The organism is Streptomyces sp. TLI_55, from assembly GCF_900206255.1.
Lineage (GTDB): Bacteria > Actinomycetota > Actinomycetes > Streptomycetales > Streptomycetaceae > Streptomyces > Streptomyces aquilus.
Genome location: NZ_OAOJ01000001.1, coordinates 8,143,032 through 8,163,146 on the forward strand (window position 1 = coordinate 8,143,032; position 20,115 = coordinate 8,163,146).

Sequence of the window (20,115 nt, forward strand, 5' to 3'; positions counted from 1 at the left end):
GCCCGGGGACACTGTCCCGTCCGTACCCACGTGTCGTTCAACGGGCAACCACCCTTGCGTGTTCCCCGGGCTGTCGCGTTATGGCGTGAGGTGCGTCACTGCTCGAACGGGAGCCGGGCGAACGGGCTGTCCGCGAGCGAGGAGAGCAGGGCGGCGGGGTCGTCGTAGACCGCCTCCGCGCCCGCCCCGACGAGGTCGGCGCGCGGGATGCCGCCGCACAGCACGCCCACGCAGCGCACCCCGGCCCGGCTGCCCGCCTTCATGTCCCAGACCGTGTCACCGACGAAGACCGCCCGCTCGGCGGGGACGCCCGCCAGTTCCAGGGCGTGCTCGACGGGCTCCGGGGCGGGCTTGCCCTCGGTGACGTCGTCGGCGCTGGCGGTCGCCTTGATCGCGTCGTCCGCGCCGATCGCGCGGCGCAGCGCGGACAGCTCCGCACCGCCCGCCGAGGTCGCGAGCACCACCGTCCAGCCGTCGTGGTCCAGGTGCCGCAGCAGCCGTCCGGCGTCCCGCAGCGGGGGCAGCCGGTCGAAGTACTGCCCGTAGAGGGCCTTGTGCGCGGCGCTGAGCTGCTCGTCCTCGTCCTTGTCCCGGTCGTCGCCGAGCAGATGTGCGATGAGGTCCTCGGAGCCGAGCCCCACCGCGCGGTGCACGGCGTGCATCGGCACCTGGTGCCCCGCCTGGCGGAAGGCCTCCCACCAGGTCGTCACATGCAGATGGTTGGTGTCGACGAGTGTGCCGTCGACGTCGAACACGGCCGCCCGTTCCATGCGCCCCGTCCTTTCCTCGCTTCACCGCACGGGTACCACCTCAGGAGCCGATCACTCGGGACGGCGTCCGGCGCTCCCGGGTCCAGGTGAGCAGCTCATCCAGCGACCAGGTGGTGATCACCCGTTCGGCGGGCACCTCGCACTCCTCGGCGCGGGCGCAGCCGAGGATCTGCCAGTCGAGCTGGCCGGGCGCGTGCGCGTCGGTGTCGATCGAGAAGAGCGTGCCCGCGGCCACGGCCCGGCTCAGCAGCCGACGGGGCGGGTCGAGCCGCTCGGGCCGGCTGTTGATCTCCACCGCCGTGCCGGACGCCGCGCACGCGGCGAACACCTCGTCCGCGTCGAACTCCGACTCCGGCCGCCCGCGCCCGGTGACCAGGCGTCCGGTGCAGTGCCCGAGGACGTCGGCGTGCGGATTGCGTACGGCGGCCACCATGCGGCGGGTCATCGAGCGGGCGTCCATGCGCAGCTTGGAGTGCACGGAGACCACGACCACGTCGAGCCGCTCCAGCAGCTCCTCCTCCTGGTCGAGCGAGCCGTCGTCGAGGATGTCGCACTCGATGCCGGTGAGCAGCCGGAACGGCGCCCAGGTCGCGTTCAGCTCCGCCACCACGTCCAGCTGTTCGCGCAGCCGCTCGGGGGAGAGGCCGCGGGCCACGGTCAGGCGCGGGGAGTGGTCGGTGAGCACGGCCCACTCGTGGCCCAGTTCCGCCGTCGTCCGGCCCATCTCCTCGATCGGGCTGCCCCCGTCCGACCAGTCGGAGTGGAGGTGGCAGTCGCCGCGCAGCAGGGCCCGCAGCGCCTCGCCGCCCTGGACGGCCGGCCGTTTCGCCGCCTCGTCCTCCAGCTTCTGGAGGTATCCCGGCACTCGCCCGGCCAGCGCCTCGACCGCCACCTGCGCGGTCTTCGGGCCGACGCCCTTCAGCGCCTCCAGCGAACCGGCGGCCGCCCGCTCGCGCAGCTCCGCCTCCGGCAGGCCGGCCAGCACCCGGGCGGCCGTACGGAAGGCGCGCACCCGGTAGGAGGGCGCGAGGGACCGCTCCAGCAGGAAGGCGATCCGGTCCAGCGCCGCCACGGGCTCCATCGCCACCTCCTCGGCCGCGGTCCCTTCCAGGGTTCCCCGGCCCGGAGGGGAGCGCACGGCGAGCCCTTTGGGGACATCCCGGACAACTCATACGGTTCTCGTACGGTTCGCCGATCCGGAATGCGTTCTACGCTCTATTGCATGACCGAAGTCGCGAGCCCGCACATCTCCCATCCGCGGATCCTGGTGCTCGGGGTGCAGCCCGGAACGCCGCCGTTCCGCATCGTGGAGATCGACGGAGAAGTGGTCGGTGAGGCGAAGGCCGTCACCGACGTCCTGGAGGCCGCCGCCGCGTTCGGCATCACGGTCCACGACCTGGACGACCCGGACGTGGTCCGCTGGGTGGGCGGCGACAAGTTCACCTGGACCCGGCACTAGGGACGGTCAGCCGACCGTCCATTTCTGGTTGGCGCCGCCGGTGCAGGTCCAGATCTGCAGCCGGGTGCCGTTGGCCGAGTTGTTGCCGGTCACGTCCAGGCACTTGTCGGCCTGTGGGTTGACGATGTCGTGCGCGGCGGTGACGGTCCAGCGCTGGGCGGCGGTGCCGTTGCAGTCGTAGAGCTGCACGGCGGTCCCGTCCGCGGTGCCGCCGCCCGTCACGTCCAGGCACTTGCCGAACGCGCGGAGGGTGCCGTCGGCGCCGGTGGTCCATTGCTGGGCGGCGGTGCCGTTGCAGTCGTAGAGCTGTACGGGGGTGCCGTTCGCGGGGTTCGCGCCGGCGACGTCGACGCACTTGCCGGCGAGACCCCTGATCGCGGCGCCGGTGGCGGTGTCGCCGGTGGTCACCGAGACGTGGTCCACCACCAGCTGCTGCGGGAGGACGGTGGAGCCGTCGGGGTCGCCGGGCCAGTAGCCGCCGACCGCGAGGTTCAGGATCAGGAAGAACGGCTTGTTGAACACCCAGGTGCGGCCGCCCAGGTCGGCCGGGGTGCGCCGCTGGTAGACGGTGCCGTCGACGGACCAGGTGATCGAGTCCGGTGCCCAGTCGACGGCGAAGGTGTGGAAGGCGTCCGCGAAGGCCTGCCCGCCCGGCAGGGAGTACGCCGCGCCGATGCCGCCCGAGCCGGAGTAGCCGGGGCCGTGGATCGTGCCGTGCACGGTGGCGGGCTCGAAGCCGACGTTCTCCATGACGTCGATCTCGCCGGAGTCCGGCCAGTTGACCGGGGTGCCGAGCATCCAGAACGCCGGCCACATGCCCTGCCCGCGCGGGATCTTCATACGCGCCTCGACGTGCCCGTACTGGGCGGTGAACTTCCCCGAGGTGTTCAGCCGGGCCGAGGTGTACTGGCAGGTTCCGTACCAGCACTGGTAGTTGGCGGGGTTCTCGCGGCGGGCCGTGATGACCAGGTGGCCCTGGCCGTCGAGGGCCGCGTTCCGGTTGCCCGCCGTGTAGTACTGCCGTTCGTGGTTGTTGACGTTGTCGCCGGTCTCGATCTGCCACTTCGAGGTGTCGACGGAAGCGCCGGCGGGGCCGTCGAAGGTGTCGGAGAAGACCACCGCCGCGGCTGCCGCGGTCGGCTGCGCCTGCTGCGCCTGCGCGGTGGCGGCGGAGGCCATGAGGGCGGCTGACAGGGCGGCGAACAGGCACTTCCGGAGCAGGCGTGGGGCTGCCACGGCTCTCCCTTCCGTACGGCGGCTGAGGCGCCGACTGAGGTGGGGGGTGAAAGCGTCGCCTCTTGATTTAAGAAGTGAGATAAGAGTCCATCAATACCTTGGTACGGACCAGAAGTTGCAGGCCCACCGGTGGTGTCCGGTGGGCCTGCGCACTCTCAGCGGTGCACCGCCCGGCTCAGCCGCCGCCCCAGCAGCAGATAGCCGATCAGCGCCCCCGTGGTGTTCAGGATGACGTCGTCGATGTCGAAGGCCCGCCCCGTGATCAGCGCGCCCTGCGCGAACTCCACCAGCAGCATCACGATGGCCGTCAACAGCAGCACCCGCAGCACCCCGCGGGTCCGCGGCGCGAGGATCGGCACCAGGACGCCGAACGGGACCCCCAGCAGGATGTTGCCACCGATCTGCTTGACGGCGTCCCGCAGTTCGGGCTGGTCGAGATAGGCCCGCAGCGAGCGGCCCGGGTGCAGATTGGTGTGGGTCAGCGCCTCCGACGCGGGTGACGGCTCCAGCGTCAGCCGGGCCAGCACCACCGCGAAGGCGACCATGAAGGCGAACGCGGCCACCATCGCCACCACGCGCCGGACGACCGCGAGGGGGCTGCGCCGCGGTTTGGCTGCCGGCTCGGGTTCGGGTTTGTCGGACTTGGTGGTGCGCAGGCGGAACGCGGAACGCGGACGTAGCGCTGCTCGGGCCATGCGATCCTCCAGTCTTCAACTTCCCTGCTTCGAAAGGCGGTTACCCCCGAAGCCGCCGAGAATGCGGCGCCGCCCGGTCCGGTCACGGACGCCCGCGGTTTCCCTTCGTACGGGCGGGGCACTCCGGGCTGAGACCCGCGCGCGCCGCCGCCACCCGTCCCCGGCACGGTGTTTGGATGGCGCGCAAGCCGTGCCGGCAGGTCCCGAGGAGGTGGCGCATGAACCGGCGTACGACGCTCCTCATCGCTGCCGAGGCACTGGCCTGGTGGTGCGCGCTCGCCGCGCTGTGGCTGGTCCTGATCAGCACCGTGGACACTCTGGAACGCGTGGTCGGCGCGAGCGCCGCGGGCGTGGCGGCGCTCGCGGCCACCGCCGCCCGGCGGGTGGTGAGGGCCCGGTGAACGGCTGGATCCTCGCCGCGACCGTCGCACTCGGCGCGGGCCTGGGCACCGCCCTGTGGGGAGTCGCCACCGGTCCGCTGCGCCGCCGGGTGGTGGCCCAGAACATGTCGACCGCGCTGGTCTGCCCGGCCCTCCTGCTGCTGGCCCAGGGGTACACCCGGCCGTCGTACGTCGATCTCGCCCTGGTGCTCGCGCTGCTCGGCCCCGTCGGCACCCTCGTCTTCGCCCGGCTGCTCGCCGACGAGCTGGCCGACGACCCGCCCCGCGCCTGGGGCGTGACCTGGGTCGGCGCCGCCTTCGGCGCCGTGGTCGTCGGGATCGTGTGCGCGTCCACCGGGCCGAGCCGGGCCATGGTGAAACTCCTCGTGATCGGGGCGCTGCTGATCGGCGGAAACGTCATCGCCTCCCGCGCGCTGTCCGGCGGATTCCCCGGGGCCGGTCGTGGCTGACGCCGTGATCGTCGTCGTCCTCCTGCTGGTCGGCGCCACCGCCACCACGGCCGTCGCGGTCCGCGACCCGCAACGCCAGGCGCTCGTGCTGTCCGTCCTCGGCGTCACCCTCGCCGTCCTGTTCACCGTGCTGCAAGCGCCCGACGTGGGCCTGTCGCAGCTCGCCGTGGGCTCCGCGCTCACCCCGCTGTTGCTGCTGCTGACGGTCCGCAAGGTCAGACGGCGCGCCCGAGGCAAGGAGCGCCAGGAGTGAGCCGGCGCGTCCGGCTGTGGCTCGTGGCCGTCGGCGGTGGCGCTCTCGCCGCGCTGCTCGTGGCCGCCTGCCTCGACCTGCCGGCCTTCGGCGGCACCCGGCACCCGTACGGCGACCGGGCCGTGCGCGAGTCCCTCGCCCGGCACACCGCCAACACCATCGCCTCCATCAACTTCGACCAGCGGGCCTTCGACACCCTCGGCGAGCTGAGCATCCTGTTCGCGGCCGTCCTCGGCTGTGTGGTCCTGCTGCGCCAGACCCGCGACGAACACCGCGCCCACCCGGAACCCGAGCCGGTGGCCCGTCCGGTCCGCCGCTACGCCCTCGCCGTGCTCCCCGTCGCCCTGCTCACCGGCCTCTACGTCGTCGCCCACGGCCAGCTCAGCCCCGGCGGCGGCTTCCAGGGCGGCGTCGTCGCCGCGACCTCCCTGCATCTGCTCTACCTGGGCGCCGACTACCGCGCCCTGGAACGCATCCGCCCGGTCGGCCTCTACGAGGTCGGCGACGCGCTCGCCGTCTCCGCCTACCTCGTCACCGGCCTCGCGGGCCTCATCGGCGGCACCGCCTTCCTCGCCAACACACTGCTGCCGTACGGCACCTTCAACACGCTCTCCTCCGGCGGCACCGTCCCGCTGCTGAACGCCGCCGTCGGCATGGAGGTCGCCTGCGCGGTCGTGGTGCTGCTCGCCCGCTTCCTGGACCAGGCCGTCGAGATCGAGGAGGGGAAGTGATGGGCGTCCTGCCGTACCTCGTCGCCGGGTGGATCTTCCTGGTGGGCTGTTACGGCCTCGCCACCAGCCGCAATCTGATCCACGCCGTCGGCTGTCTGTCCGTGTGCCAGTCCGCCACCTACGTCCTGCTGCTGGCCGTCGGCTACCGCGACGACGCGACCGCGCCGGTCTTCTCCGATCTGAAGCCCGGCTCCCGACCGGTCGTCGACCCCGTCGTCCAGGCGCTGACCCTGACCGACGTCGTGGTCGGCGCCACCGTCACCGCGCTGCTGCTCGCCCTCGTCGTCCAGGTCTCCAAGCGGCACGGCACGGTCGACCCCGACGCGCTCTCGGAGCTGCGCGGCTGATGAACGACCTGCTGCCGCTCCTCGTCGCCGTCCCGCTGCTCGGGGCGGCCCTGCTGGTCGCCGGGGGCCGCCGGCTGCCCCGTGTCGTCGCCGAGTCCACCGGCTGCGCGGTGTCGGCGGGCACGGCCGCCCTCGCGATCGTGCTGCTGCTCGACTCCTCGCCGCCCATGGTCGAGTGGGCCGGCGGCTGGACGCCCGTGAACGGCCAGAGCGTCGGCATCGTCCTGGTCGGCGACGGGCCCGGGCTCGGCATGGCCGCGCTCGCCTCGCTGCTGTCGCTCGCGGCGCTCGCGTACTCCTGGCACTACTTCGACGAACCGCCGCGCCGGCACGCCGGCTCGTTCCCCGCGCTGATGCTGCTCTTCCAGGCCGGCATGTGCGGCTTCGCGCTCGCGGGCGACCTGTTCAACGCCTTCGTGTGGTTCGAGCTGATGAGCGTGTGCGCCTACGCCCTCACCGGCCACCGGGTGGAGGAGGCCAAGGCGGTGCAGGGCGCCCTCACCTTCGCCGTCATCACCTCACTGGGCGGGTACGCCCTGCTGATGGGCATCGGGATGCTGTACGCCCGTACCGGCGAGCTGGCGCTGACCCAGATCGGGCGGGGCCTCGACGCGCACGGTCCGCCCGACGCGCTCGTCCTCGGCGCCTTCGTCCTCGTCCTCACCGCGCTGCTGGTCAAGGCCGCCGCCGTCCCCTTCCACTTCTGGCTCCCCGACGCCCACGCCGTCGCCCCCACCCCCGTGTGCATGCTGCTGTCCGGCGTCATGGTCGAACTCGGCACCTACGGCGTGTGGCGGGTGTACGGCACCGTGTTCTCCGGACCCGGCGGCATCCCGGCCGCCGACCTGCACCGGCTGCTCGTCGTGCTCGGCGTCCTGACCGCCGCGGTCGGCGCCGTCATGTGCTGGTACCAGCGCCACATCAAACGCCTGCTCGCCTACTCGACCGTCGCCCACACCGGCCTGTTCCTCATCGGCATCGGCCTCCTCAAGCCCGAGGCCGACGACGGCGTCGCCCTGTACCTCCTCGGCCACGCCGGAGTGAAGGCCGCCCTGTTCGCCTGCACCGGCATCCTCCTCGACCGCTACGGCAGCGTCGACGAACACGCCCTGCACGGCAGGGCACGCCGACTGCGCGGTGTCGCCGTGCTGTTCACCCTGGGCGGCCTCGGACTCGCCGGGCTGCCGCCCTTCGGCACGGCACTCGGCAAGGCCGTCACCGAGGAGGCCGCGGGCGGCCCCCTCACCGTGCTCTACGTCGCCGCCGGCGCCGTCACGGCCGGTGCCGTCCTGCGCGTCGCCGCCCGCGTGTTCCTCGGGCTCGGGCCCAGGCCGTCCGACGACGGCGGCTACGAGACGACCGGCACCGGCGAGGAGCCCGAGACCGGGCAACGGCTGCGCTGGGTCCCCGGCACGATGACGGCGGTCCCGGCGCTGCTGCTCGCCGGGTCGCTCACGGTCGGCGTGGCACCCGGCTTCGGCGACGTGGTCGCCCACGCCGTGAACGAAGCCGGGTCCGGCGGGGTCGTGGTGGCCCCGGTGCACTGGACGCCGCTCGGTGTCCTGCTGGGGATCACCTCCACGCTGCTGGCCGTGGGCCTGGCCGCGGTGGCGGTCACCCGCCCGAAGCTGCTCGCCGCCCCGGGCTGGGCACTGCCGCTGCGCCGGCTGCAGTCCGGGCACATCGGGGACTACGTGGCCTGGCTGCTGGTCGGCGCCGGACTGCTCGGGGCGCTGGCCCTGCCGGGCATCCTGACCTCCTGATCAGGCCTTGTAGATGACGTTCACCTCCTTGAAGCCGAGCGAGCGCAGCAGGCCCTCCAGCATGTCCGTGGTGTTCTTCTCGGCGCGCCCGGTCAGCGCGCTGTCCTTCGCCGCGTCGCGGATGTGCTTGACCGCGAGCTTCTGCACGGCCTGCTCGCTGTTGGGGTTGTCCGAGAACAGGTCGCCCAGGCGGTCCAGGAGACCCCGCTGCTTCGACACCGCGTAGGAGCGGTCGGCGTCGAGGGCGGGCTTGCCGAGCTGGGCGTGCGGCAGCACCAGCGTGGCGGACGTACGGTCGTCATTGACCTGCACGTCGTTCTCGCCCACCTTGCCGAGGTCCACGAAGGCGTCGACGGTGCCCGCCCCGACGTACAGGGTGCGGGTGCCGCGGATCGCGTCGGGCAGGTACTTGGCGTCCTTCTCCAGGTCCACGACGACCTGGAAGTTGCCGGAGGCGGCGTCGTAACGGCTCATGTCCTGGATGGACTGGAGCAGAGCGGGCCCCGAACGGTCATGGGTCTCGGTGCCGAACAGATCCTTGAGGCCCGGGAGCAGGCTGAAGCGGATACCGGCGAAGAACACGACGAGCACCAGAACGACGGCACTCACCAGCTTCGCCCAGCCGGGCATGCGTTTGGACATGCGCCTGATGGGAGTCGTCATGCGACGGCCCTCCTTCCTCCTTCAACGAATGCCCCCCAAAGCCCTTGGCAGACCGGGGCGTTGGCCGATTGGCGCCGCTGACGGGGGCACGGGCGGCGCACTAGCGTGGAAAGCCGTCCACATCGGCGCTTCTGGAGAACCGGATGAGTGCGGAGAGCGCGTCCCGGCCGTTACGTCCCATGCACCGCATCAGCCTTCCCGAGGCCGGGCCGCCCCGGCTCGTCACCCTCGCCACCGGCACCCCGGTGTGGCTCGTGACCCGGTACGCCGAGGTGCGGCAGGTGCTCATGGACCCCCGGTTCGACCGGCGGTCGCTGCACGCGGAGAACGCCCCGCCGCTGCTCGTCGTACCGAATCTGCTCGACGACCCCGACGGGCTGATCAACCAGGACGGCCCCGCCCACCAACGGCTGCGCGGCACCGTCCAGCGGGCGTTCACCCCGCGGGCCATCGCCCGCTGGCGGCCCTGGGTGGGGTCCGTGGTGGCCTCGCTGCTCGACGACTTCGCGGCACGGCCGCGGCCCGCCGACATCATCGAGGGGTTCACCCGGCCCCTGCCCGTGTCCGTGATCTGCCGGCTCATGGGGCTCGACCACCTCGACCGCGACCGCATCCGCCACTGGGCCGACCACGCCCTGTCCGGCGGCGCCCACACGGCCGAAGAGGTCATGGCGGCGATGACGGAGTTCGGCGCCTTCGCCGCCCGACTGATCGCCGAGCGGCGCAAGGAGCCGGGCGACGACCTGGTCAGCGGACTGGTCGCGGCCGGCGACGAACTCGGCATCGAGGAAAGGCAGTTGATCACCCTCACGCTGGGCCTGGTGGTGGCCGGGCACGAGACCACCATGAGCGCCCTCGGCAACGCCGTCGTCTACCTCCTCACCGACGGACGCGACGGCTGGCCGCTGCTCGCCCGCGACGAGGAGGCGGCGGCGACCGCGGCCGAGCAGCTGCTGCGGACCGTGCCGCTCAGCGAGGGGCGGGTGCTGCCGGGTCTGCTCCGCCGCGCGGTCGCGGACGTCGAGGTCGGCGGGGTGCTGATTCCCGCGGGCGGCGTGGTCGCCGTCCAGACCAACTCCGCAGGCCGCGACCCCGACGTCTTCCCGCCGGGGCCGCCGGACCTGTCCGCGCCCCTCACCTCACCCAGCATCGCCTTCGGCGCCGGACCCCACCACTGCCTCGGCGCCTGGCTGGCCCGCCTTGAACTCGAACTCGCCCTGCATCACCTGGCCGCCCGCTTCCCGGAGCTACGGGCCGAGTTCACGCCGGAGACGATCGAGTGGCGGGTGGGCCAGATGACCCGCAGTCCGTTGCGACTGCCGGTGTCGTGGTGACAACGCCGGTCAGTGCGGGCGCAGTTCGCGGTCGCCCGACGTACGGGACCACCACATCCCCTCCCCGTGAGTCAGCCCCGGCAGCCGCAGTTCCATCTCGCGCACCCGCCGGGCCGGCAGCTCACCGGTGATCACCCACGCCGTGCTGCCACCGGTCGTGCCGGTGAACTCTGCTCCCAGGGAGGCGAGTTGCGCGGTCACCGGCGCCAGCGCGTCGAGCGGGACCTCCGTCTCGAAGGCGTGGTACGGCTCGTACAGCCGTGTCCGTGCCCGCTGCAGGGCGCGGCGCAGCACGTACGGGGTGAGCGCGCGGAAGTCCCCGGCCGTGCTGAGCGGGGCGACGAAACCGGAGCGGATCAGGGTGACCCGGTAGTCCGTCACCGCGGCACCGGTCAGCCCGGTGCGCATGCTCGTGTGCACGGTGTCCTCGACGGCCTGGTGGAAGGCCCGGGGGAGGGCGCCGAGTTCGGTCTCGTAGGTGAAGACCCCGCCGGAGCCGCGCTCGCCCGGTTCCACGCGCAGGCCGATCGTCGCCCAATACCGGGTGCCGTCGAGCCAGGGGTTCTCCTCCCCGGCCTCGCCGACGCCGCGCGGGCGCTCCAGATACCGGACCCGGCCCGGTGCGAACTCCGCCTCGATGCCGAAGTCCTGGGCGAGGGTTGCCGCCAGCACCTCCATCTGGACCTCGCCGTAAAGGAGCAGCGCGGTGCCGCCGTCGGCCGCAGGGCGGGCGTGGATCAGCGGGTCCTGGTCGGCCAGGGCGAGCAGCGCGGAGCGGAGTCGGGCCGCCTGGCCGGGGCGCCGGGCGGTGACCACGGTCTCCAGGGTCGGCGGCGCGAACTGGGCGTCCCGCTCCGCGAGTTCACCCAGCCGGTCGCCCACGCGGACGCCCGGGACGCCTGTCAGTGCCGCGATGTTCCCGGCGGTGAGGGGACCGCTGCCGCCGATGACGTCCAGGCGGGTCACCCGGCCGGAGACCTCGCCGGGGCGGCCGTCGGCGTCGCGCCGCAGCAGCGTGAGCTTTTGACGCTCCGTCACCTCACCGTCGTAGAGCCGGAGATACGCCGTGCGCTCGCCGTCGGGTCCGGGCCGGACGGCGAACACCGTGCCGCGCGGCGGGCCGCCCGCGGCTGTCGGCGCCGGCGGGACGAGCCGGACCAAGGCGTCGACCAGGTCGCCGACACCCTCGCCGCCGAGCGCGGAACCGAAGAGGACCGGGTGGAAGGAGCCGTCGGCGGTGTGTGCGGCGAGGGCCTTGTGCAGGTCGGCCGGGGTGGGCGCGGGGCCGTCGACGACCGCAGCGAGGATGTCCTGGTCCACGTCGGCGAGGGGTTCGGCCAGGGAGGCGAGCGGCACCGCGGTCACGCGGGCCCGCGGGGTGCCGATGCCCTCGACCGTGGTGAGCTGCGCGATGTGCGGCGTCAGCAGCCGCCGGACGTCGTCGAGCAGGCCCTGCGCGCGGGCGCCCGCGCGGTCGACCTTGTTGACGAAGACGAGCGTGGGCAGCCGCAGCCGGCGCAGGGTGCGCATCAGGACGCGGGTCTGCGCCTGGACGCCCTCCACGGCGGAGAGCACCAGGACCGCGCCGTCCAGGACCGCCAGGGCGCGCTCGACCTCGGCGATGAAGTCGGAGTGCCCCGGGGTGTCGATGAGGTTGACCTGGGTGTCGCCGACCGTGAAGGCGGCGACGGCCGAGCGGATGGTGATTCCGCGCTGCCGCTCGATCGCCCCGTCGTCCGTACGGGTGTCACCGGCGTCGACGCTGCCGAGCCGGTCGATCGCGCCGTGGTCGAACAGCAGCCGCTCGGTGAGGCTGGTCTTACCGGCGTCGACGTGGGCCAGAATGCCGATGTTCAGGGTGTGCATGCGTGAGTGAGTCCTCGAGAACCGTGGGCCTGTGGGAGGGCTGGGGGATTCCGAGGAGTCGGCGCATGCGGGTCTTCCTGACGTGAGGGAACACGGACGTCGCCATGATGACCTGCCGGTGTGGGCGGCGCGCAAGCGAATTTCGCTGGTCAGTAGCATGAGGGACGGCAGCCCGAGATGATCATGCGAGGAGCGGACCGTGCGAGACATCGCCGTGTTCAGCGGTAGTGCCCACCCCGAGCTGGCGGCGGAGGTCTGCGCGCATCTCGGTGTGCCGCTCAGCCCCACCCGGGTCAGCCGGTTCGCCAACGACTGTCTGGAGGTGCAGCTCCAGGCCAACTGCCGGGAACGGGACGTCTTCCTGGTCCAGCCGCTGGTCAAGCCCGTCCAGGAGCACCTCGTCGAGCTGCTGCTGATGTGCGACGCGGCCCGCGGCGCCTCCGCCCGCCGGATCACCGTCGTCATGCCCCACTACTCCTACGCCCGCTCCGACAAGAAGGACGCGCCCCGCATCTCGCTCGGCGGCCGCCTCGTCGCCGACCTGATGGTGTCGGCCGGCGCGAGCCGGGTCCTCGCCATGACCCTGCACTCGCCGCAGGTCCACGGCTTCTTCTCGGTCCCGGTCGACCATCTGCACGCGCTGCGGGAACTGGCCGCGCACTTCCAGCGCCACGACCTCTCGCGCACCACCGTCGTCTCCCCGGACCTCGGCAACGCCAAGGAGGCCGCCGCGTTCGCCCGGCTCATCGGCGCGCAGGTCGCCGCCGGGGCCAAGCAGCGCTTCGCGGACGACCGGGTCAGCATCAGCGACGTCATCGGCGAGGTGACGGACCGGGACGTCATCGTCCTGGACGACGAGATCGCCAAGGGCAGCACCGTCCTCGAACTCCTCGACCGGCTGCGCGCGTTGAAGCCCCGCTCGATCCGAGTTGCCTGCACGCACGGCCTGTTCGCGGCCGGCGCGCTCAAGCGGATCGGCGAGCAGCCCGACGTGCTGGAGATCGTCTGCACCAACACCGTGCCGGTGCCCGAGGAGGAGCGCACCGACAAGCTGCGCATCCTGTCCATCGCCCCGGCGCTCGCCGAGGCCGTGCGGCGCATTCACAACGGCGAGTCCGTCAGCGCCCTGTTCGACGCGCGGCCGAGCGAATAGACAGGAGGGAGAGCCGGGTTCGGCCCGGCACCCCTCAGGTGACCTGGAGGCCCCAGTGGCGAAGGCGAAGTTCGAGCGGACCAAACCGCATGTGAACATCGGCACCATCGGGCACATCGACCACGGCAAGACCACGCTCACCGCGGCCATCACGAAGGTGCTGCACGACAGGTTTCCCGACCTGAACCCGTTCACGCCCTTCGACCAGATCGACAAGGCGCCCGAGGAGCGGCAGCGCGGCATCACCATCTCGATCGCCCACGTCGAGTACCAGACGGAGCGCCGGCACTACGCGCACGTCGACTGCCCCGGCCACGCCGACTACATCAAGAACATGATCACCGGCGCGGCCCAGATGGACGGCGCGATCCTCGTCGTCGCCGCCACCGACGGGCCGATGCCGCAGACCAAGGAACACGTCCTGCTGGCCCGGCAGGTGGGGGTGCCGTACATCGTCGTCGCCCTCAACAAGACCGACATGGTGGACGACGAGGAGATCCTGGAGCTGGTCGAGCTGGAGGTGCGCGAGCTGCTCACCGAGTACGAGTTCCCCGGCGACGACGTCCCCGTCGTCCAGGTCTCCGCGCTCAGGGCGCTGGAGGGCGACGAGCGGTGGACGCGCTCGGTGCTGGAGCTGCTGGACGCCGTCGACACGGCCGTACCCGAGCCGCAGCGGGACGTGGACAAGCCGTTCCTGATGCCGATCGAGGACGTCTTCACGATCACCGGGCGCGGGACCGTCGTCACCGGCCGGATCGAGCGCGGGGTCCTGCACGTCAACAAGGAGGTCGAGATCATCGGCATCCACGAGACGAAGACCAGGACGACCGTCACCGGCATCGAGATGTTCCGCAAGCTCCTCGACGAGGGCCGGGCGGGCGAGAACGTGGGCCTGCTGCTGCGCGGCATCAAGCGCGACGACGTCGAACGCGGACAGGTCGTCATCCAGCCGGGCTCGGTCACCCCGCACAAGGAGTTCGAGGCGCGCGCGTACATCCTGTCCAAGGACGAGGGCGGCCGGCACACGCCGTTCTTCGACAACTACCGCCCGCAGTTCTACTTCCGCACCACCGACGTCACCGGCGTGGTGACGCTGCCCAAGGGCACCGAGATGGTCATGCCGGGCGACAACACGACGATGAACGTGCAGCTGATCCAGCCCGTCGCCATGGAGGAGGGGCTGAAGTTCGCCATCCGCGAGGGCGGGCGGACGGTCGGCGCCGGTCAGGTCACCAGGATCCTCAAGTAGGCGCGGTCACAGCGGCCCAGAGGTCACAGCGACCCGGACGTGGCCTCGGACTGTCCCAGGGCCGCGTCCAGCGTCGCGTGCGGCGGCAGTAATCGGTGCAGTCCGGTGACCTTCATGATGCGCAGGGTGAGGGGGTGCACACAGACCAGGCGCAGCTGCCCGTCGTGGTCGAGCACCCTGCTGCGGGCGCGGTAGAGCAGCCGCAGGCCGGAGCAGTCGAAGAACTCCACCTGCCGCAGGTCGATCACGACCCGGGGGTGCTCACGTCCGGTCGCCCGGTCCAGGTGCGGGACGATCTCCAGGGCGGCCGCGATGTCGATCTCGCCGCGGAACTCCAGCACGGTGTGCCCCCGGTCCTCGCGGACGCGCAGGTGTCGACCGATCGGCGCAGGTTCCTGCTGCACGACGACATCGCCTCCAACCGGCCCTTCGAGCGACGGGGTGCAGGTCACCGGGGGCTGGGGTGACATCGTGCAGCGAGCGTACGAGCCGCCGCCTGTCACCGCCCCCGGTGTGCGTTCAAGTTCTTTCCCCGCCCTGCAAGTTACCCTCGATGGAGTGAATTTGAGCATGTTCGATTGACATATGTCTGTGAATTGCGCCCCAGCTTCAGGACAAGGCGTGCCAGGCGCGGGACAGGGCCTGGCGGAACTGCTCGGTCTGGTGCGCGGTGAGCTCGCGGACCATCCGCTCCTCCAGCTCGCGGACCGGCTCCTCGTACTGCGTGAGCAGCTCGCGCCCGGCGTCGGTCAGCAGGATGAGCAGCTCCCGGCGGTTGCGCGGATTGCGCTCCCGGCGCACCAGCTCGCGGTTCTCCAGTGACCGGACGAGATCGGCGATCGACTGGGCCGTGACGAAGGAGTCGCGCGCGAGCTGCGCGGCCGACAGTCCGTCGTGTCGCTCCAGGACGGTCAGCGCGGTGTACTGGAGTGCCGTGATCCCGGACGGCCTGACCAGCTCGTCGAGGTGGGACCGGACGACGAGTTCCACTTGTTTGACCATGTAGAGCAGGGACGGGGCCGTCTTGGTCGCCTGGGTGTCGAGCATGACTTCACCCTAGGGCATTGACAGGAAACCTGTCTGTAATGAGACTGCGGACATACCTGCGAACCAACAGGAATCCTGTTGGTTGAAATCTTGGCAATGAGGCTGAGGAGTGGTGATGACCACCTTCGAGATCGAACCCGGGCGGCTGTTCATCGGGGGACAGTGGCGCGAGGCCGCCGACGGGGCCCGCACCGAGGTGGTCGACCCGTCGCGGGGTACGGTCGTCACCACCGTCGCCGAGGCGGGCGCCGCCGACGTGGACGCCGCCGTGCGGGCCGCGCGCGAGGCCTACGAGGACGGCTCCTGGTCCGGACTCAGCGGCCGGGAGCGCGGCCGGGTGCTGCACCGCGTCGCCGAGCTCATCCGGGAGAACGCCGACGACATCGCCCGTCTGGAGAGCCTCGACGTCGGCAAGCCGATCACGCTCGCCCACGCCGTCGACGTCACCAACGCGGCCAACGACTACGAGCACTTCGCCGCCCTCGCCCACTCCCTGCACGGCTCCCACCGCGACACCCCGATGAACGCCCTCGCCTACACCCGGCGCGAGCCGCTCGGTGTGGTCGCCGCGATCACCCCGTTCAACTTCCCGCTGATCCTGGCCGGTTCGAAGATCGCCCCGGCGCTCGCGGCCGGCAACACGGTCGTGCACAAGCCCGCCGACGAGACCCCGCTCAGCGCGCTCTACATGGCCGAGCTGTTCCGGCGGGCCGGTGTCCCCGACGGCGTGGTCAACGTCGTCACCGGCGCCGGACCGGTCGCCGGAGAGGCCCTCCTGCGGCACAGCGGCGTCGACAAGATCGCCTTCACCGGCTCCACCGCGGTCGGCCGGCACGCCGCGAGCGTCGCCGGCGAGAACCTCAAGCCCGTCACCATGGAACTGGGCGGCAACGCGGCCCACATCGTCTTCGAGGACGCCGACCTGGAGCAGGCGGTCGGCGCGATCATCAAGGCCTTCGTCTTCAACTCCGGCCAGTTCTGCATGGGCGGTCCCCGGCTGCTGGTCGCCCGCTCCGTCCACAGCACCCTGCTCGGCATCCTCGAACAGGCCGTGCCCGGCGTGCCGTTGGGCGATCCGCGGCAGCCGGAGACGGTCGTCGGCCCGATGGCGGGGGAGAGGCACCTCAAGAAGGTCGAGGAGTACGTCGAACTCGCCCGCAAGGAAGGCGGCCGCATCGTCTGCGGCGGCGAACGCCTCGACCTCGACGGTGGCTACTACTACAAGCCCACCGTCATCGCCGACCTCCCGAACGACTCCCGGGTGATCCAGGAGGAGATCTTCGGCCCGGTCCTCACCGTGCAGCCCTTCGACTCCGAGGACGAGGCCGTCCGCCTCGCCAACTCCACGCCGTACGGCCTGGCTTCGGGCATCCAGACCAGCAACCTCGCCCGCGCCCACCGCGTCGCCGACCGGCTCCAGGCGGGCATCGTCTGGGTCAACGACTGGGCGATGCTCGACCCCGCGGTCCCCTTCGGCGGCGTCAAGGACTCCGGCTTCGGCCGCGAGTACGGCCCCGAGGCGCTCGCCTCCTACACCAAGGTCAAGTCCGTCGTCGTCTCGCTCGGCTGAACCGCCCCGAACCGGCTGCAAAGACAAGGGAGTTCGTACGATGTCCATCCCCACCCGTGCCGCGGTCGTCGAGTCCGGCGGGGCGCCCTTCACCCTCGCCGACGTCGAGCTCGACGAGCCGGGACCCCGCGAGGCGGTCGTCCGCATGGTGGCCACCGGGCTGTGCCACACCGACCTCGGGGTCGCGAGCGGCGGTCTGCCCTTCCCGCTGCCCGGGGTGCTCGGCCACGAAGGCGCCGGGGTCGTCGAGGCCGTGGGCCCGGCCGTCACCGGGGTCGCGCCGGGCGACCATGTCGTGCTGTCCTTCACGTCCTGCGGCGCCTGCCGCAACTGCGACGGCGGCCACCCCGCGTACTGCGCCACCTGGCTGCCGCTCAACCTCATCGGCGGCCGGCGGGCCGACGGCAGCAGCACCATCAGCCGGGGCGGCGAACCGCTGGGCGGCCACTTCTTCGGCCAGTCCTCCTTCGCCGAACGGGCGTTGGTGGACGAGCGCAGCCTCGTCAAGGTCGACCCCGAGGTGCCGCTGACGTCGATCGCCCCGCTGGGCTGCGGGGTGCAGACCGGCGTCGGCGCGGTCTGGAACGTACTGAAGCCGGTCACCGGCAGCACGGTCGTCGTCCTCGGCGCCGGAGCGGTCGGCCTGTCCGCGGTCATGGCCGCCGCCCTGACCCCCGCCACGACGATCGTCGCCGTCGACCGGGTCGGCGAACGTCTCACGCTGGCGCGGGAGTTGGGGGCGACCCATGTCGTGAACGCCGTCGACGAGGACCTCGGCAAGGCCCTCGCCGAGATCACCGGCGGCCAGGGCGCCGACGGGGTCGTCGAGACCACGGGCAACGTCGGCGTGCTCCGCCAGGGCGTGGACGCGCTCGGCGCCCGCGGCACCCTGGTCGTCGTCGGCGCCCCGCCGTTCGGCACCGAAGTCGCCCTGGACGTCAACGGGTTGCTCGGCGGCAAGAGGGTCGTCGGTCTGACCCTGGGTGACGCCGAGACCCAGTCCTTCATCCCCGCCCTGGTCCGGCTGGTGAAGGAGGGGCGGCTCCCGCTGCACCGCCTGATCAGCACGTACGCGTTCGCGGACATCGATCAGGCGGTGCGGGACATGGGCGCGGGCAAGGCGATCAAGCCCGTGCTGACCTTCTGAGTCAGTCCGTCACCAGGACCAGCTTCCCCGTGGTCCGGCCGGTGCCGCCGAGGGCGTGTGCCTCGGCGGCGTCGGCCAGCGGGAAGGTGCCGGCGATCGTGGGGCGCAGCTTCCCCGCCTCGACCAGTTCCGCGATCGCCGCCATCCCGCTGTGCGAGGCGTCGACCAGCATGCGCAGCGCCCGGACACCGAGCCGCTCGGCCTCCTCGAAGAAGTCGTTCGAGCCCACCGGCAGGATCGACACCACGATCCCGCCCGGCCGCAGCACCCGCAGCGAGCGCACGGACGTGTCACCGCCGATCGTGTCCAGGACGACATCCACGTCCTTGACCGCCTCGGCGAAGTCCGTCTCCCGGTAGTCGATCGCCTCGTCCACGCCCAGCCCGCGCAGGAACTCGTGCTTGCCCGCGCTCGCCGTGCCGATCACATACGCGCCCCGCGCCTTGGCGATCTGCGCCGCGACATGCCCGACGCCGCCGGCCGCCGCGTGGATCAGCACCCGCTGCCCCGGCTGCACGTCGGCGTACTCCACCAGCGCCTGCCAGGCGGTCAGCGAGACCAGTGGCAGCGCGCCCGCCTCCGTGTGGTCGATCGAGGCCGGCTTGTGCGCGAACCAGCGCGCCGGGCCGGTGACGTACTCGGCGTGCGAACCATGGCCGTACGGGTACGACAGCATGCCGAACACCTCGTCGCCCGGCTTGAACCGGGCGACGCCGATCCCGACCGCCTCGACCACGCCGGAGACGTCCCAGCCCAGGACGAAGGGCGGCTCGCCCAGGAAGCCGCCGGTGGCGCGGTGCTTCCAGTCGGTGGGGTTGACCCCGGCGGCCCGGACCCGGACCAGTACCTCGTTGGTGCGCGGCTCGGGCCGCTCCACCTCGATCTCCTTCAGGACCTCGGGACCGCCGAGGACGTCCTGGCTGATGGCTCGCATCGTCTTCACAGTGCTCATGGTCAACCAGCCTGCCGGGGGCCGCCTTCTCGGAAAATGGCATGATTGCCAACATCCGATAGAATCGTGCCATGAGTGCGCAGCGGCGGGTCGAACGAGTCGTGGTCCTGGCCCTGGAGGGCGTCTACCCCTTCGAGCTGGGCATCCCCAGCCGGATCTTCGGCGCCGCCGACGGGCACTACGAGGTGCTGACGTGCAGCGTCGACGGCCGGCCGGTGCGCAGCAACGCGGACTTCACGATCGGGGTCGAGCACGGCCCGGAGATCCTCGCCACGGCCGACACCGTGGTGGTCGCCTCCATGGCTACGGAGTACATCCCCACCGAGCTGCCCGCCGAGGTCGCCGCCGCGCTCGCGCTCATCCGCCCGGACGCCCGCATCGTGTCCATCTGCACGGCGGCCTTCGTGCTCGCGGCCGCCGGCCTGCTGAAGGGCCGCCGGGCCACGACGCACTGGCAGGTGACCGAGGCGCTCCGGCGGCTCCACCCGGACGTCGAGCTGGACCCGGACGTCCTGTTCGTCCACGACGGCCGCATCCTCACCTCGGCCGGCGCGGCCTCCGGCGTGGACGTCTGCCTGCACATCGTCCGCACCGACCACGGCAGCGAGCTGGCCAACGCGGTGGCCCGGCGTTGTGTCGTGCCGCCCTTCCGGGACGGGGGCCAGGCCCAGTACATCGAGCAGCCGGTTCCGCCGAGCGGCGCCGCGAGCACCGCCGCCACCCGCGCCTGGGCCCTGGAGCGCCTCGACGAGCCCCTCGCCCTGACCGACCTCGCCGCCCATGCCCGGATGAGCCTGCGCACCTTCGCCCGCCGCTTCCACGACGAGGTGGGCGTCAGCCCCGGCCGCTGGCTGATCCAGCAGCGCGTGGCCCGCGCCCGTCACCTGCTGGAGTCCAGCGACCTGTCGGTGGACCAGATCGCCGGCGCGGTCGGCTTCGCCACCGGCGCCTCCCTGCGCCAGCATCTGCACGCGGCGATCGGGGTGTCGCCGCAGGCGTACCGGCGTACGTTCCAGGCGGCCCACTGAAC

General features: G+C 72.0%; 22 protein-coding genes. 13 read left to right on the forward strand and 9 right to left on the reverse strand.

Annotated features, from left to right (window positions below; translation table 11 throughout):
- Positions 1-95 precede the first annotated feature (95 nt).
- Both CRP56_RS37285 and CRP56_RS37290 read right to left on the reverse strand, forming a co-directional pair.
- The gene (locus CRP56_RS37285; RefSeq protein ID WP_097271681.1) at positions 96-770 is read right to left on the reverse strand and encodes an HAD family hydrolase; all 675 of its coding nucleotides are present in this window, start codon (positions 768-770) and stop codon (positions 96-98) included.
- A 40-nt stretch (positions 771-810) separates the two neighbouring features.
- Positions 811-1,851, reverse strand: a complete 1,041-nt coding sequence (locus CRP56_RS37290; RefSeq protein WP_097271682.1) for a PHP domain-containing protein — start codon at positions 1,849-1,851, stop codon at positions 811-813.
- 141 nt (positions 1,852-1,992) lie between these two features.
- Here CRP56_RS37290 and CRP56_RS37295 point away from each other — a divergent pair, with 141 nt between their 5' ends.
- Positions 1,993-2,229, forward strand: a complete 237-nt coding sequence (locus tag CRP56_RS37295; RefSeq protein WP_097271683.1) for a hypothetical protein — start codon at positions 1,993-1,995, stop codon at positions 2,227-2,229.
- Between the two features lie 6 nt (positions 2,230-2,235).
- Here the strand turns inward: CRP56_RS37295 and CRP56_RS37300 are convergent, their stop codons facing one another.
- The gene (locus CRP56_RS37300) at positions 2,236-3,465 is read right to left on the reverse strand and encodes a glycoside hydrolase family 16 protein (RefSeq protein ID WP_097271684.1); all 1,230 of its coding nucleotides are present in this window, start codon (positions 3,463-3,465) and stop codon (positions 2,236-2,238) included.
- Positions 3,466-3,620: 155 nt separating this feature from the next.
- Positions 3,621-4,160 (reverse strand): VanZ family protein, encoded by a 540-nt coding sequence (locus CRP56_RS37305; protein ID WP_097271686.1) that lies wholly within the window; start codon positions 4,158-4,160, stop codon positions 3,621-3,623.
- Between the two features lie 218 nt (positions 4,161-4,378).
- Here CRP56_RS37305 and CRP56_RS37310 point away from each other — a divergent pair, with 218 nt between their 5' ends.
- The 6 genes from CRP56_RS37310 to CRP56_RS37335 are packed head-to-tail and all read left to right on the forward strand — an operon-like array spanning position 4,379 to position 8,104.
- A complete protein-coding gene (locus tag CRP56_RS37310; protein WP_097271688.1) occupies positions 4,379-4,561 on the forward strand; it encodes a hypothetical protein in 183 nt (60 codons plus the stop codon).
- On the forward strand, positions 4,558-5,010 hold the full coding sequence (locus CRP56_RS37315; protein WP_097271690.1) for a monovalent cation/H+ antiporter complex subunit F: 453 nt from the start codon (positions 4,558-4,560) through the stop codon (positions 5,008-5,010). Before CRP56_RS37310 ends, CRP56_RS37315 begins: the two co-directional genes overlap by 4 nt.
- Positions 5,003-5,263 carry a Na(+)/H(+) antiporter subunit B gene (locus tag CRP56_RS37320; RefSeq protein ID WP_097271692.1) on the forward strand — a complete coding sequence of 87 codons (261 nt, stop codon included), beginning with the start codon at positions 5,003-5,005 and terminating at the stop codon, positions 5,261-5,263. The genes CRP56_RS37315 and CRP56_RS37320 overlap by 8 nt, the downstream gene beginning before the upstream one ends.
- Complete coding sequence (gene mbhE, locus CRP56_RS37325) at positions 5,260-5,994, forward strand: hydrogen gas-evolving membrane-bound hydrogenase subunit E (protein ID WP_097271695.1); 735 nt, start codon at positions 5,260-5,262, stop codon at positions 5,992-5,994. The genes CRP56_RS37320 and mbhE overlap by 4 nt, the downstream gene beginning before the upstream one ends.
- Complete coding sequence (locus CRP56_RS37330) at positions 5,994-6,341, forward strand: sodium:proton antiporter (protein WP_097271697.1); 348 nt, start codon at positions 5,994-5,996, stop codon at positions 6,339-6,341. Before mbhE ends, CRP56_RS37330 begins: the two co-directional genes overlap by 1 nt.
- Entirely contained in the window at positions 6,341-8,104 is a 1,764-nt protein-coding gene (locus CRP56_RS37335) for a complex I subunit 5 family protein (RefSeq protein ID WP_097271699.1), read from the forward strand. Before CRP56_RS37330 ends, CRP56_RS37335 begins: the two co-directional genes overlap by 1 nt.
- Here CRP56_RS37335 and CRP56_RS37340 read toward each other — a convergent pair whose 3' ends face one another.
- Positions 8,105-8,767, reverse strand: a complete 663-nt coding sequence (locus CRP56_RS37340) for a DUF4230 domain-containing protein (RefSeq protein ID WP_097271701.1) — start codon at positions 8,765-8,767, stop codon at positions 8,105-8,107.
- 143 nt (positions 8,768-8,910) lie between these two features.
- On the opposite strand from CRP56_RS37340, the gene CRP56_RS37345 reads away from it, so the two are divergent.
- Positions 8,911-10,101 (forward strand): cytochrome P450, encoded by a 1,191-nt coding sequence (locus CRP56_RS37345; protein WP_097271703.1) that lies wholly within the window; start codon positions 8,911-8,913, stop codon positions 10,099-10,101.
- A 9-nt stretch (positions 10,102-10,110) separates the two neighbouring features.
- Here the strand turns inward: CRP56_RS37345 and otr(A) are convergent, their stop codons facing one another.
- Positions 10,111-11,967 carry a tetracycline resistance ribosomal protection protein Otr(A) gene (gene otr(A), locus CRP56_RS37350; protein ID WP_097271705.1) on the reverse strand — a complete coding sequence of 619 codons (1,857 nt, stop codon included), beginning with the start codon at positions 11,965-11,967 and terminating at the stop codon, positions 10,111-10,113.
- Positions 11,968-12,166: 199 nt separating this feature from the next.
- Here otr(A) and CRP56_RS37355 point away from each other — a divergent pair, with 199 nt between their 5' ends.
- Positions 12,167-13,120 carry a ribose-phosphate diphosphokinase gene (locus CRP56_RS37355; protein WP_097271707.1) on the forward strand — a complete coding sequence of 318 codons (954 nt, stop codon included), beginning with the start codon at positions 12,167-12,169 and terminating at the stop codon, positions 13,118-13,120.
- Positions 13,121-13,175: 55 nt separating this feature from the next.
- Positions 13,176-14,369 (forward strand): elongation factor Tu, encoded by a 1,194-nt coding sequence (tuf, locus tag CRP56_RS37360; protein WP_097271709.1) that lies wholly within the window; start codon positions 13,176-13,178, stop codon positions 14,367-14,369.
- Between the two features lie 23 nt (positions 14,370-14,392).
- Here the strand turns inward: tuf and CRP56_RS37365 are convergent, their stop codons facing one another.
- Positions 14,393-14,773, reverse strand: coding sequence for an anti-sigma factor antagonist (locus tag CRP56_RS37365; protein ID WP_097271711.1), 381 nt, complete (start codon positions 14,771-14,773; stop codon positions 14,393-14,395).
- A 205-nt stretch (positions 14,774-14,978) separates the two neighbouring features.
- Positions 14,979-15,416, reverse strand: coding sequence for a MarR family winged helix-turn-helix transcriptional regulator (locus CRP56_RS37370; RefSeq protein ID WP_097271713.1), 438 nt, complete (start codon positions 15,414-15,416; stop codon positions 14,979-14,981).
- A gap of 115 nt (positions 15,417-15,531) precedes the next feature.
- On the opposite strand from CRP56_RS37370, the gene CRP56_RS37375 reads away from it, so the two are divergent.
- Together CRP56_RS37375 and CRP56_RS37380 are read left to right on the forward strand one after the other, a co-directional pair.
- Positions 15,532-16,986, forward strand: coding sequence for an aldehyde dehydrogenase family protein (locus CRP56_RS37375; RefSeq protein WP_097274824.1), 1,455 nt, complete (start codon positions 15,532-15,534; stop codon positions 16,984-16,986).
- Between the two features lie 40 nt (positions 16,987-17,026).
- Entirely contained in the window at positions 17,027-18,133 is a 1,107-nt protein-coding gene (locus CRP56_RS37380) for an NAD(P)-dependent alcohol dehydrogenase (RefSeq protein ID WP_097271715.1), read from the forward strand.
- A gap of 1 nt (position 18,134) precedes the next feature.
- Here the strand turns inward: CRP56_RS37380 and CRP56_RS37385 are convergent, their stop codons facing one another.
- A complete protein-coding gene (locus tag CRP56_RS37385; protein WP_097271717.1) occupies positions 18,135-19,085 on the reverse strand; it encodes an NADP-dependent oxidoreductase in 951 nt (316 codons plus the stop codon).
- 71 nt (positions 19,086-19,156) lie between these two features.
- On the opposite strand from CRP56_RS37385, the gene CRP56_RS37390 reads away from it, so the two are divergent.
- Positions 19,157-20,113: a GlxA family transcriptional regulator gene (locus CRP56_RS37390; RefSeq protein WP_097271719.1), complete on the forward strand. Its 957-nt coding sequence runs from the start codon at positions 19,157-19,159 to the stop codon at positions 20,111-20,113.
- Positions 20,114-20,115: the final 2 nt, after the last annotated feature.

What these genes read in the sequence shown, in the direction of transcription:
- CRP56_RS37285 (WP_097271681.1), bottom strand. Translation starts at nt 770, where the DNA reads ATGGAACGGGCGGCCGTGTTCGACGTCGACGGCACACTCGTCGACACC.
- CRP56_RS37290 (WP_097271682.1), bottom strand. Translation starts at nt 1,851, where the DNA reads ATGGAGCCCGTGGCGGCGCTGGACCGGATCGCCTTCCTGCTGGAGCGG.
- CRP56_RS37295 (WP_097271683.1), top strand. Translation starts at nt 1,993, where the DNA reads ATGACCGAAGTCGCGAGCCCGCACATCTCCCATCCGCGGATCCTGGTG.
- CRP56_RS37305 (WP_097271686.1), bottom strand. Translation starts at nt 4,160, where the DNA reads ATGGCCCGAGCAGCGCTACGTCCGCGTTCCGCGTTCCGCCTGCGCACC.
- CRP56_RS37310 (WP_097271688.1), top strand. Translation starts at nt 4,379, where the DNA reads ATGAACCGGCGTACGACGCTCCTCATCGCTGCCGAGGCACTGGCCTGG.
- CRP56_RS37330 (WP_097271697.1), top strand. Translation starts at nt 5,994, where the DNA reads ATGGGCGTCCTGCCGTACCTCGTCGCCGGGTGGATCTTCCTGGTGGGC.
- CRP56_RS37335 (WP_097271699.1), top strand. Translation starts at nt 6,341, where the DNA reads ATGAACGACCTGCTGCCGCTCCTCGTCGCCGTCCCGCTGCTCGGGGCG.
- CRP56_RS37340 (WP_097271701.1), bottom strand. Translation starts at nt 8,767, where the DNA reads ATGACGACTCCCATCAGGCGCATGTCCAAACGCATGCCCGGCTGGGCG.
- CRP56_RS37345 (WP_097271703.1), top strand. Translation starts at nt 8,911, where the DNA reads ATGAGTGCGGAGAGCGCGTCCCGGCCGTTACGTCCCATGCACCGCATC.
- CRP56_RS37370 (WP_097271713.1), bottom strand. Translation starts at nt 15,416, where the DNA reads ATGCTCGACACCCAGGCGACCAAGACGGCCCCGTCCCTGCTCTACATG.
- CRP56_RS37375 (WP_097274824.1), top strand. Translation starts at nt 15,532, where the DNA reads ATGACCACCTTCGAGATCGAACCCGGGCGGCTGTTCATCGGGGGACAG.
- CRP56_RS37380 (WP_097271715.1), top strand. Translation starts at nt 17,027, where the DNA reads ATGTCCATCCCCACCCGTGCCGCGGTCGTCGAGTCCGGCGGGGCGCCC.
- CRP56_RS37385 (WP_097271717.1), bottom strand. Translation starts at nt 19,085, where the DNA reads ATGAGCACTGTGAAGACGATGCGAGCCATCAGCCAGGACGTCCTCGGC.
- CRP56_RS37390 (WP_097271719.1), top strand. Translation starts at nt 19,157, where the DNA reads ATGAGTGCGCAGCGGCGGGTCGAACGAGTCGTGGTCCTGGCCCTGGAG.